The following is a 12,574-nucleotide window of genomic DNA, read 5'->3' as shown; positions in this document are numbered from 1 at the left end:
ATATTCGGAGGCATGTAATACGATGAGCATCATTCTTCACATGGGAGTACATTTGATTACGGGTGCTGCAATCCTTCTTCTCACGCTTGATAAATGGTTGTCCTCACTCAAAACGTACATCATTGCCGGTATGCTTGGCGCGCTTATTTCCATTACTCCCGATATCACAAAGTTCTTCGGAGACGTTTACCTCCATTCGCTGATCACCGTGCCTTTCGTCGGTGCAGCCTTTGCATGGGTTATCCGAAAAACATTGCACGTCCGCTGGATGGCGGCTTGGGTCAGCGCCATGGCTGCCTTGTTCATCGGCCATCTGTTGATCGACTTTCTCGGTAATGGAGTCAATTTGTTGTATCCGTTCGTTCACGAAGAACAGAACTTTAGCATTTTGAATGAAATGAACGAACTTATCATCTCCATATTGTTTGGTATTGCGGTCATTAGCATGGTGATATGGAAAAAAAGACCTCCTGCCGCCACGATCGCTGTCATGCTTGTCATTCTGTTTGTGACCGCATTAAGCATCTCCAACGGAACGATTAACGCTATTTTGCATAAACGTTACGCTGCCGAACATCCTGAATACATTACCGTTTATCCCGCAAACGTACCCTTTCACTGGAATTACTACGTCCGGATTGACCATCTTACCATCATCCCCGGCCAAGGCCAGTATCTCCATATTTCGCAGTGAACGGAATACTGCAATTGCAGTAAAGTCTCCGTCATACAGATAGCCCCAGCAAGATGCCGACGCGAATCGTCGGTACTTGGCTGGAGCTTTTTTTGTTAAAAGCATAGGTGGTGACCGGTGCTCCAAATTTCAAGGGTACGATGTTGATAAACATTAAAATCCGTTTAGCCCCTGCCTAGCCAGCTCCTCCGAAACGATCCGTGCCAACTGGGCGGCGCCTGCGCGATTCGGATGCAGCGTATCTCCGGCCATGTACAAAGCCAGCGTGGCATCCGGCCCGATGGCCGTGAAATATGCCGAGCTAAGCCTGTTCAGGTCCACCAGCATCACGCCTTCCTCTTGCGCCAACGCACGGGTGGCATTGCTGTACCAGCGGCCCTCCGCCCGGTGCACGCCGCTCGCGTCGAAGTCGGTCGCACGTCCCTGAGGCGTCGAAAGGACCACGGTTGCGCCCTTGCCCTTCGCTTGCTGCACCATGTCGCGCATGATCTCCTTAAACTCGGCTTCGGTCGTATTGTTTTTGGCGTTGGTGTCATTGATGCCCAGCTGCAAAATAAAAACATCGCCCGGCTTCAAATATTGCAGAATCGCCTCCATCTGTCCATCATCCCGGAAACCTCTCGCAATCTGTCCCCCTGAGGCCAAGTTGCGCACCTGGAAAACATTTTCGTCCACATACGCCGGAAATAACTGTCCCCACCCGCCCTGCACGCTGGTGTCCAACGGATAATAATTGGCAACGGTCGAATCCCCGCCGATATAAATGGTCCGGTTGGTTACGGCCTGGTCGGACAGTTTCCGGATTTCCAATGCGCTCAGCGTAAACGCCGTTCCTGCCTTCCCCTCCGTCACGAGCAGATTAAGCTGGCCATCCGTCACCGGGATCTGAAATGAATCGACAGCACCGTTGCCCGTCATGTTGATCAATTGAAACACGCCTTCGGCGGCCACACTTGCTCTGGCCGTGTTACCCAATACGACGTTTACTTCATATAATCCATTCGGCAAATCCACGTTAAACGTATTCGTGCTCTTTGTACCATACGTCAGGAACTGTACGGCATCGCTCGCAACGCCTGTTCCGGATGCGGACACATTGCGCATATTCCCGGGCGTATTGAATCCGTAACCTTTAGCGGCAGTATAAGCTTCTGTCGCCGACACGCCAATGTAACCGTTCTCAACGCTTCCTGCGCCGAAATCGAACTTGTACTCGCCCGCTGCCGCGTGCATAATGCCTGATCCGCCTGCACCAAATGGACTGCTTAACATGACAGCCGCCATGGCCACGCCAAGCAAACATGTTTTCCAACGGAACCGTTTCATCCAAACTTCTCCCCTCGTTTTTTCGTTATAACGCGACTGCCCCACTTCCATTTCACGTCAGCATCATAAAACGCGATCAAGCCAGTCGTATGCCCTTGTCCCGCCAATTTCATGCCCGCCCGCAAAAAAATCCGCATCCAGCACGGTTTCGGCACCCGCCTGACCATAGATTTCCTTCAATCTTGCATATGCCTCCCTTGCGGCCGTTTGCGGAAATACCCGATCTTCGTCGCCCGATTCAATGAAGAGCGGCCTTGGCGCAATCAGGCCGATCAAGTCCGGCAAATCCGCATCCTGCAAAATGCCCGGAATATAGTTGTCCAGACAATGGTTTCTGTCCAGGATGCTGCCATGGAACGTGCTGGCATACCCGCTCACAACGGCCGCGCGGCATCGTTCATCCACCGCCGCCGTAAAAGCCGTGACCAATCCGCCGCCCGATATGCCCATACTGCCGATTCTCCGGTCATCCACCTCGGAACGGGTAGACAAGTAATCGAACACCCGGCTCGTTTCATACACCCGATGGCCTGCAAGCGTGTGACCGGCCATGAGCAGATGAAGGGCAATCCGCGTGCAGGAACTCGTTCCCGGCGGCGCGTCCCGATCCTCCTTCAGTCTGCGATCGCCGAAGCCAAGCAGCTCCGGTGCAGCCACGACATGCCCTCTGCGCACCAACGCAACCGCAAAATCTTTGTGCAGCCCGGGGTCCCCCGCCCGATCGGACCCATCCGGTTCCAGTCCCGATATTTCACGGCTCCCGTATCCATGCCCGTGGCACGCCACGATCGCCGAACGCGGGGTACCGGAAGCGACGGCTTCGTCGGGAATCAACAGATACAGCGGCATGCGCAGGCCTTGAAACGTCGTGATTTCGATGCGTTCCCGCGTATACCCGTCACACTTCGTGCGTTCCAGCAGGGCAGGGTCCAGCTCGGCGTGAACCGCAGGGAATCCGCCAAGCCTCGCTACCAGGCTTTCGCGCAGCAGGCTGCTCCAACGTTGAACAGACTGTTCGGGTTGATAAGATAATCGTCCGCTTGAACGAGTGTGTCTTTGCAAGTAAGCTTCAATATCCGACATCGTTTTTTCATTCCCTCCTCAGGTCGGCCGGAAGCCCTCTTTGAACATCAAGACATGGGCCTACCCTCTTTTTCCAATCATTATAGAACAGATGTCGGCGGCGGAAGTTGAACATCGTTGCCCTCTTGTCCGGTAAATTCAAGTTAGCTGATGGCATCGGAACGCACTTTGCTCCATCACCGTCTTTTCTCCCGAAATCCCGCGCAAAAAGGAGCTTGATGTCCTTGCCTGGACACAGCTCCTTTTCCCCCAACATAACTCCATGCCTTTTCTCGTAAATCATCCTTGTTCCTGTTCCAAGCTCCCCTTGCAGCATGAAAAATTCAGCTTAACGTCCCGGGATACGACCAGGCAGCCACCAGTTCCATCTGCCCATCAGTTTCATCAACGCCGGAACAAGGATCAGCCGGACGACGGTAACGTCGATGATTACCGCGGCCGTAATGCCGACGCCCAATTGCTTCACGCCGGACACGTCCCCGAAGGCAAACGGAATCGTCACCGCCAGCAGAATGGTCGCGGCCGACGTAATCAGCCGTCCCGAAGAAGCCAGTCCGCGCTGTACCGCCAGGTCGCTGTTCCCCGTAAGCCGATAGGCTTCCTGGATTCGAGAGAGCATGAACACGCCGTAATCCATGGAAATGCCAAACACGAGGCCGGCGATGAATGCCGGAATCATGATGGCAATCGGCGTAGCCTCTATACCAAGGTGCCCCTGATTAAATACGACGGCAAGAATCCCGAAGGATGCGGCCAGGCTAAGCAAATTCATCAGGATCGCTTTGATCGGAATCAACAATGAACGAAATGCCGCGAGCAGCACGATGTAATTGGAAACGACGACAAACACGAGCACCTTGGGCAAACCGGCCTTCACCTGCTGCATGATCTCCGCCTGGTACACGGCTTCTCCCCCGTAAAGAACGTTAACGTTTGCGGGGATCGCCTGCGCATCCGTCGTTTTCATCCGCTCGATCCAATCCGTGGCTTCCGTGGAACCGGGCGCTCCTCGAATCACGGCGGACATACGGATGGCATGGGTCGAGGCATGGCTGCGCAGCCAAGTTTTCCGCTGCTCCGCCGACACTTCCCGCGAACTTGCAACCCCCGGCTTCCCGGTCATGTATTCAGGAAAAGCGACGGCCGATTTCCCCCACGCGCTCTCGACATCAACCACGCCGTGATCCCGGGAGAGCCGCTGCACCAGCTCCGCAGCTGCCCTCCAGTCCGCCGCGGTCAATCTCTCTTCCCTTGCTCCGATCAGAATATCGATTACCGAGACATCCGGATCCGAAAATGACTGCTGCAAACGTTCTGCCGCGATGCGGGATTCCGCTGATGCGGGCAACGAGGCGGCATCGGGTACCGAAAGCTCCATGTGCCGAACCGGCAGCACGCACAGCAGCAGCGCGCCCGAGCCAAGCAGCGCCATGCGAACAGGATGTTTCATAACATAACCGGACCAGCGCTGCCATGCGGATTTGGAAGCCGTTTTATCAGGAAGGATTACGCCGCGTTTTCTGCCAAACATATGCCGCGCATACAAACATGCGATCGCCGGCAGCAAGGTAAAATTCAACAGTACCGATACAATCAACGCGGCGATGGCTCCAAGGGCAACACTTGTGAACATCGGCAGCCGGATCCATAACAATCCGATCAGGCCGAGCAGTACGCATGCCGCGGAAAACAGGACGGCCCTTCCCGCGGTCCGAAGCGTCTGCTGCATCATTCGCTCCTTGTCTGTCTGCCCTTGCCCTCGATCCCCGCGCCACTCTTCCCGCAACCGTCCCAGCAGAATTAACGCAAAATCCAAACTCAGCGCCATGCCGACCATAGGAATGACGTTAATGACAAAATTCGATAATTCCATGCAATAACCCAGCAAAGCCAGAGCTCCCATGCCAACAACGACGGCGGAGATCCCCATGGATACGGCCAAGCAAGCTGCACGCAGTCCACGGAATGCATAACACAGAACAAGCAAGGCAAGCGGCAGCCCAAACCATTCGGCATGCTCCAGATCACGAAAGCTCAGGGCGTTTACGTCCTGCTGCACCACCTTTTTGCCGGTGAGACTGATCGTTCCATGCGCATCCTGTTTCATGACCGAGCGAAGTTCGGCAAGCGGTGCCCTCATTTGCCGGGCAGGTAGATCGCCATAGTCGAGAAAGACCACTGCCATGTGCTCCTGAAACATCCGGTTCCCGCCAAGCTCGAAAGGCGAAATGACCGATTTTACGTCCGGCAGAGCGCGCATTCGCTCGATATGCTGCTTGATCCATTCCACAAATTCGGCATGAGGCGTATGGACATTTTTATCAAACACAACGATGACGGGCTCCATCGGCATGCCGAACTCCTGCTTCAAAGCACGCTGCACACGTTCCCCCTCACCATTAACCACCTTCAACCCGTGATCCTGCACAACGTCCGGTAACCTCAACGCCCAGACCGCTGACATTGCGATAATGAATGCCCAACAGACCATGATGAACCACGGATATCGGCATATCAAGAAAGCAAGGCGGCGATAAACCATATCCATGCTCCTTCATGATCAGATTCATCGTTCCGTTTCTTTCAGACGTGTTGCCCTCACCATCCAGCCGCGCAGAGGCGGGAACAGCCGAAGGGCTCCGGGAGCCATCTTTGTTAGAATCGGCACCCGGCTAGCTGCTTGCAGCAGTCCGCCAACTTTTAACACCCTTCCAAACTCGCGCTGCAATCGGCTGATATGCTTTCGTTTCCAACCGTCATGCGAAATGCTTCCGTATAAATACAGCTCGGCGATGCTGCTTGCCTGAAGCGCCGAGCGGAGCGCAATCGACATCCCGTCCCCGCACAGCGGCGGGATGACCATGGCGGCATCACCGATATGCGGCACGGTTCCCCATGGCTCCGGGCGTGAGGTGATCCGGACAGGAGCCTGGGCCGTGGACGTGTTCGCAATCGGAATGCCTCCTTCGAGCCTGTCGGCGAGGGCCTTATTCGTGGATGCTGCCGCATCGATGATTTCGGCCACGCTTTTCCCCCATTTTTGAACGGTCCGCAGATCCAGCAGGGCGGCGACGTTAAGCCGCTGTTTTTCGATCGGAGCAATTCCGACGTAACCGCCCTCGCAGAAATACAATTCGACGGCCTCGCCGCCCGTGATCCCTTCATAATGGAGTTTTACCCCAACCTGGTCGGGATGTTGGCCCATTGTCGTTCTGCGGGCCGTTTTTCCCTTTACGGCGTTCTTATCGTTGGCCGGAAGCAGACGGCTCGGTCTGCGGGAGCCCCACGCACCGAATGCAGCCCGCGCTTCGATGATGCACGATTGTCCATGATGGTCAACGTTCAACCGATACGCCGTATTCTCCAAAGGGTACCTGCTCCGTTCGCTACGGATTTCGGCAATGCCTTCGACCTTGCATCCTTCCCATATCTCCGCGCCCGCCTCCAAAGCAGCCTCATGAAGCTTCAAGTCAAGGGCGTAGCGGCTTATGCCCCATGCATTCCCGGGAAGCGGCATGCTGACGCGGGCTCCATGTTCGAAAATCAAAGCAGCCTCCCGAATGATGGCCGGCTGCAGTTCTCGCGACAGATCGGCCACCCCCAGCATGGCCAGCATCTGCCCGGTTTCCGGGCTCATGAACTCCCCGCACGATTTGTGTCTGGGGAACACCTTCTGGTCCAGCACTATAGTGCTCCAGCCTTTGCGAGCCAAATCGATGGCCAGACTGCTGCCGGCAATGCCGCCGCCGATGATGGCCGCGTCCACCTGTTTTGTCATCCAGGTTCCCTTCTTTCGCCCTTCACTGTTGAATTCCGGCTCCCTTCCCCCATGCTGTGCTCATCCTTTAGCAGAATGACCGCATATCTGAACAACGGCCGCCAAGCGTATTGCATGGCTTGACCGTCAGGCAGGACGGCACGCAATCGTTCCCAGTCGCTTCCACGAAACCCTTTGGCCACCGATAGCGGACCGTCGTGACGAATATAGCGGTTTCGCGAAATCAGCCTGGTTGTCATCCATACGGCGGCCCACGCCAACCAGTGGCGATGAATGTCGTTGATGGCCAATCCGATCCGGGATATGTCCAGCATACGAGTGACTACGCGCGGAACGTCTTCCTCATGAAAATGATGCAGAAATTGCGCACAGGTCACAATATCGGCACTGCCTTTGTCCAGCTCGAAAACGTCATGCTGCCTGACCCTGATCCGCGGTTCATCGGCGAATAAAACCTTCGCCTCTTCACAGGCCTCCATGGTCAAATCGATCAACTCGATGGTTATGTCAATGCGGTTGCCGTCTGCCCAGCGCAAGATGCGGCGGTTGATGTCTCCGGCACCTGCGCCGATATCTGCGATGGACAACGTCTCCGGTTTACCAGCATGCACCCAAAGGCGTTGTATGCCGTACAAGGTGGGGCGCGAAGCGGCAAAAATGTGATTCAGCCACCGCAGATGGCGGTGAGCCTGCCTGAGTTCCGTTCCTGCACCCATGGCCGGTTCATCCATGAGTTCCGGTCGGGTCGCTCTTTCTGCCAACCAGTTAAAGCCGGCCATGATGGACAGGCTCCGGTTCGGGCACTCGGGATGGAACGTAGGTAAAAGGCAACATTTCGGCCGTAATTCCCGGCCCGAACGCAAGCGCAATGCCGCGGGAGGTTTGGAGGGTATTTCTGTAGCCCTCTCTGATCGCATGAAGTACAAACATAATCGTGACCGACGACAGGTTGCCGTAATCCCGCAATATGCTCCGGCTGTACGAAACCTGCTCGTCCGACAAGCCGTACAGCTTCTGCACGGCATCCACGATGCCCCGGCCTCCCGGATGGATCGCCCAAATGTCCGGTCGTTCACCCCTCGCCAGCACACGTTCCGCAGCCTTCGCGAGATGATGTTCCAACAGCCTTGGAATTTGCGGAGACAGATACAGATCAAAGCCGGTATTGCCGACTTCCCATATCATTTCTTCGGAGCAGGCCGGAAGAAGCACGGAGTCTCCCTCGCCCAATTCGAACAGGTCGCCGTTTCCGAAGTCCGCTGATCCCACGATACACGCCGATGCGCCGTCGCCGAAAAACGATGCCGCATACAGGTCGTCCCGCTTGGCCGATGGCTGAAAATGCAAGGTGCAGAGCTCCACGCACACGATCAACGCCTTGGCGTTCGGGTCTGATCTTACGATGGCATTGGCCATTTGAATGGCCTTTAGTCCGGCAGCGCAGCCTTGAAACACAAGCGGAATGCGCTGTACGCCGGGATGCAGCTCCAGCTGTTGAACGATCCGTACGTCCAGGCCGGGCAGAAACTGCCCTGTGCAGCTCACCGTGATCAGGTGGCTAATCTCGGCAGGAGCCACCGCGGCGTCCTCCAGCGCGCGGGTGGCAGCCTCCATCCCAAGCGGAATGGCCGCCGCCTTGTATTTGTCCATGCGTTCCCGGGTCAGCGGAACGTTCTCTGATGAGGTTGAATACAAATACCGGCACCCCTCCACCGGTTCAAGCAAATTCGGCTCGCACGTATACCTCGTTTCAACGCCGCACTGATTGAAAATCCGTTTCGCCCACCTTCTGGAATCAGGCTCGTCCGCCAATGCCACGGCTAACCTTGACGCAACGTCCTTCTGTTCGATGCGATGCTCCGGCAGCGCCGTCCCAATGCCCAGAATTCCGGCGCTCGCCGTCCCTGCATGCTGGTTCATGTCGCTTGTCCCCCTTCATTCCGCCTTATTCTGACACATAAGTTCAACCAATGATTTTTACACGGAGCTACTACGTGGTCAGAACCATCTTCCGATCGGCCTTATCCCCAGATTTTTTTAATCCCTTTTCAAGGGTAAAATCCGGTGATAAGCCTATGCTTCCGAAGCAGCTTTCTTTCAGAAAGCTTTTAGAACGCTTCGCTTCTCCAGATTCTTTCTGTCCTCTCCGTTATCGTGTAAATGCTAGTTCAACCTATATAGATCACTCGTGCGTAAGATATGGTACAAGTCTATTCGCGTTTGAGCCGTATTATGTTTCCAGCGCAAAAAGGGGGGAAGCACATGCCTTGCGGCATGTGCTTCCCCCCTTCAATAACTAATATGCGGATAGTCTGTTTCTCGTTTCGGATGCATGATCCGAACGCTGAAACTATACCGGTCTTACCACCGTAAACCGCTCGCCAAGCTTGGCATAATCGTTTCCGGCTAGCCGGCTCACGGGCTTCAAGTGGTCCATCAAAATGTACCCGGTCGACGGATCGTATACCTTCTCGTCAAAATGATATTGAACGATCCGCACAAGCAGCAGGTCAGTGACCACTGTGCCTTCATCATTCAAAATCGGAATGTGCTGATGCAGGCGGCACTCCATGCGGATCAATGCCTCGGCGATGCCGGGCACATCTACAGCCTTGCTCGGCACGGTCGTCAGGCTGGTCCGCTCAAGCTCACTCTCATGCGGCTCGAGCAGCGCTGCCGTTTCGTTCATATCCGGGACGATCGATTCGTCACAAATGTGCACAACGAGTTCCTTGCCGGCCAGCACGTTCCTTGCCGTATCCTTCATGCCCCCTGCCTTGCGCTGAATCGATATGGACAGAATCGGCGGATCGGAGCTCACCACATTAAAAAAGCTGAACGGCGCGGCATTGATCGTCTGCCCGTCCTCTGTCCTCGTCGTGACAAAGGCAATGGGACGAGGCACGACCGATCCGCTCATCAGTTTGTAATTTTCCTTCTGCGTCAATTGCTGTGGATCTAAAGTATGTGTCATGTGATCTTCCTTTCTTGGCCTGTAGTGATGGTCTCACCATTATACATGCAGCTGCCCGAATTCGGCCATTTCGCGCAAAAAACTCCCTGGCGTCATGCGCCAAGGAGTTCGCTTTGTTTGTTCCGTTCATGCAGGAAACACATCTTATTTTACGATGCTGCTTTGAATATCTTCCATGATTTGCGTGTTGGCTTGCAAACCGCTGTACAGCCAGCTGCTGGAACGCGTAAATTCGAAGAGATTGCCGTTTTTCACCGCCGGGATGCTCTGCCACACTGGATCTTTCAGCGCTTCTGCCCCAGCATCCTTGTCGCTGTTCACAAAGAACAGGTAGTCCACGTTCATCTCTGCCAGCTTCTCCAACGAAATCGAGGACCAGTTGCCTGTAGCCGTAGCCGATATTTCTTTCACCACGTCAGGCTCGGACAGGCCAAGCTCGTTGTACATCACTTCACCGCTGGATACATTGTCGCTGACGATGAAGAACTTGCCGCCCACCAGCCAAACTGCTGCAGCAGATTTCGTACCCCCGGTTACCGCATTGATTTTTTCTTTGTATTCTTTGGCTTTCACATCATAGTCATCAAGCGCTTTTTGAGCTTCAGCGCTCTTGTTCAAAATTTCGCCGATTTTCAGCAGCGCTTTGCGCCAATCACTGTTGATTTCGTCGCCAAGCACATACGTCGGAGCGATTTTGCTGTATTGTTCATATTTGCCGCCTTCAACCTGGCTCTCCGAACCGATAATGATCAGATCCGGGCTGTAACCCGCTACTTCCTCAAAAGGAAGATCGAAGGAAATCGTCGGAATGCCGTCCAGATCCTTGGCCAAGTAATCCTGGGTGCCATTGGTCACGGACCATTGAGCAACAGGTTTCACGCCAAGCGTTACCAAATGGTCTTCCAGATAAGAGGCGATAATGCGCTCCGGATGGGCCGGAATGACGACTTCGTGACCCATGGCGTCCGTCATCGTTTTTTCTGCAGGAGCATCAGTCTTCGTTTCTCCTTCGGAAGCGGTATTGTTCTCTGTGGCTGTCGACGAATTTTCACCAGTTGCCGCGCCGTTCTCTGCCGGCTTCGACCCGCATGCTGCCAGCCAGATGGACATGACCATGACCGTAATCAGCAGCATGATCATCTTTTGTTTTTTTCCGAACAAGGTAGTGACCCCCTTCTATATGACCCCGAAAATTGGAATGTGATTATGCGAAATTGGGACAGGATTGTTCTAATCACATATATTCCTATATGTACATCATTCTTGTCCAAACCCATTGACAATGATAATTGTTATCAACTAAATTGTCAATCCCGCTCCAATGGCGTCCGGGGAGAAGGCCGTTGATCCATCGATTCGGCTTTGTTCTCGGTTTCCGTCTTTTCCCGACAACGGGTATGCTTCCCAACACGCAGGTTTTGTTTGCGCTTTGCCGAGAAAAAAAGCGTTCCGACAGGCAGACCAGGCTGCCAGTTGGAACGCTTTTCGTTTAGCGGATGGACGCTACCTTGCTGCGAGCACCGACCATCCATGCATAGATCAGCAATGCGCCCAGATCCGCACAGGCAATGACGATCGCCATCGGCACCGCCGTTCCTTCCCCGCCCAAACCGACGAGTGGGGCCACAAGCCCGCCGAACAAAAACGTCATGACGCCGATCAGCGCTGAAGCGCTGCCTGCGGATTTCCCCTGATTGGCCATGGCTAACGCAAAGGAAGCGGTGTTGACAAGCCCGACGCTGGATACGACCAAAAACAGCGGGATCAGCACGCTGAACAGCGGTCCACCCAGCAATATCGCCACAAGCAGGGAAATCCCTCCGATCACGGCCATGGCCAATCCGGCGACGAGCAAACGCGTTTCGCTCACCTTTCCAGCCAAACGGCCGGCCACCTGGCTGGCGATGATGATGCCAAGCCCATTAATGGCGAAGCAAAGGCTGAACATCTGCGGAGAAATGCCGTACACCTTTTGCAAGACAAACGGCGAACCCGATATGTACGCAAACATGCCTGCACCCACGAAACCTTGCGTCAAGGCATAACCCATAAACAGGCGGTCACGCGTAATATTGCCGAAGGTCGACAGCGTTTGTTTCAGACCGCCGCTCGACCTGCGTTCGGCCGGCAGCGTTTCGCCCAAACCGAAAATGACGGCAAGCAGCGTAAGGACTCCGATCAGCGACAGCAATATGAATACGCCTCTCCATGACGTAAATGCGAGCAATTGCCCGCCGATAATAGGCGCCGCGATTGGAGCCACCCCGTTAACCAGCATCAGCAGCGAGAAAAACCGGGTCAGTTCCGGTCCCTCGTAAGCATCCCTGGCCACCGCGCGGGAGATGACGATGCCGGCAGCCCCGGCAGCTCCCTGGATGAACCGCAGTACGATGAACGAACCCATCGTTGGGCTAACCAGACACAGCACGGAGGCGAGCGTATATAGAATCAGTCCGAAAATAAGAGGTGTGCGTCGTCCGCGAACGTCGCTCATCGGTCCGGCCAGCAGCTGCCCTGCGGCCAAACCTACCATGCAGGCCGTCAGGCTAAGCTGGGCATAGGATGGCGAAGATTGAAAATCCTCGGCCAGCACGGGCAGCGCAGGCAAATACATATCGAGGGACAACGGTCCAAAGGCGGACAAGGTTCCCAAAATCAGTGCCATGCGTACCCGCGACGCAGGCTGGGGAGTTAATGAAACCAACGTTTTTTTCATCAA

At 54.9% G+C, this 12,574-nt stretch carries 10 protein-coding genes; 1 reads left to right on the top strand and 9 read right to left on the bottom strand.

From position 1 onward, the window contains the following. Positions 1-22: 22 nt before the first annotated feature. Entirely contained in the window at positions 23-694 is a 672-nt protein-coding gene (locus tag L6H98_RS21850; RefSeq protein WP_236419444.1) for a metal-dependent hydrolase, read from the top strand. A 153-nt stretch (positions 695-847) separates the two neighbouring features. On the opposite strand, the gene L6H98_RS21845 is transcribed toward L6H98_RS21850, so the two are convergent. From L6H98_RS21845 to L6H98_RS21805, 9 genes are all read right to left on the bottom strand, one after another. Beyond that, positions 848-1,966, bottom strand: a complete 1,119-nt coding sequence (locus L6H98_RS21845; RefSeq protein WP_236419638.1) for a GDSL-type esterase/lipase family protein — start codon at positions 1,964-1,966, stop codon at positions 848-850. A gap of 117 nt (positions 1,967-2,083) precedes the next feature. Then, positions 2,084-3,103, bottom strand: coding sequence for an alpha/beta hydrolase family protein (locus L6H98_RS21840; RefSeq protein ID WP_236419442.1), 1,020 nt, complete (start codon positions 3,101-3,103; stop codon positions 2,084-2,086). 328 nt (positions 3,104-3,431) lie between these two features. Continuing rightward, positions 3,432-5,645 (bottom strand): MMPL family transporter, encoded by a 2,214-nt coding sequence (locus tag L6H98_RS21835; protein WP_236419440.1) that lies wholly within the window; start codon positions 5,643-5,645, stop codon positions 3,432-3,434. A gap of 24 nt (positions 5,646-5,669) precedes the next feature. Beyond that, complete coding sequence (locus L6H98_RS21830) at positions 5,670-6,881, bottom strand: FAD-dependent oxidoreductase (RefSeq protein ID WP_236419438.1); 1,212 nt, start codon at positions 6,879-6,881, stop codon at positions 5,670-5,672. Beyond that, complete coding sequence (locus L6H98_RS21825; protein ID WP_236419436.1) at positions 6,878-7,660, bottom strand: methyltransferase domain-containing protein; 783 nt, start codon at positions 7,658-7,660, stop codon at positions 6,878-6,880. Before L6H98_RS21825 ends, L6H98_RS21830 begins: the two co-directional genes overlap by 4 nt. Next, a complete protein-coding gene (locus tag L6H98_RS21820; RefSeq protein ID WP_236419433.1) occupies positions 7,647-8,801 on the bottom strand; it encodes a type III polyketide synthase in 1,155 nt (384 codons plus the stop codon). Before L6H98_RS21820 ends, L6H98_RS21825 begins: the two co-directional genes overlap by 14 nt. Positions 8,802-9,231: 430 nt before the next feature. Beyond that, the gene (locus L6H98_RS21815) at positions 9,232-9,855 is read right to left on the bottom strand and encodes a flavin reductase family protein (protein ID WP_236419431.1); all 624 of its coding nucleotides are present in this window, start codon (positions 9,853-9,855) and stop codon (positions 9,232-9,234) included. Between the two features lie 144 nt (positions 9,856-9,999). After that, the gene (locus tag L6H98_RS21810) at positions 10,000-11,016 is read right to left on the bottom strand and encodes an iron-hydroxamate ABC transporter substrate-binding protein (RefSeq protein ID WP_236419429.1); all 1,017 of its coding nucleotides are present in this window, start codon (positions 11,014-11,016) and stop codon (positions 10,000-10,002) included. A gap of 328 nt (positions 11,017-11,344) precedes the next feature. Continuing rightward, positions 11,345-12,571 carry a multidrug effflux MFS transporter gene (locus tag L6H98_RS21805; RefSeq protein WP_236419427.1) on the bottom strand — a complete coding sequence of 409 codons (1,227 nt, stop codon included), beginning with the start codon at positions 12,569-12,571 and terminating at the stop codon, positions 11,345-11,347. Between the last annotated feature and the right edge of the window lie 3 nt (positions 12,572-12,574).

This window comes from Paenibacillus sp. JJ-223, from assembly GCF_927798175.1.
Lineage (GTDB): Bacteria > Bacillota > Bacilli > Paenibacillales > Paenibacillaceae > Paenibacillus > Paenibacillus hubeiensis.
Note: the sequence above shows the minus strand (reverse complement) of the source record. Positions and strands in the feature narration are given on the sequence as shown.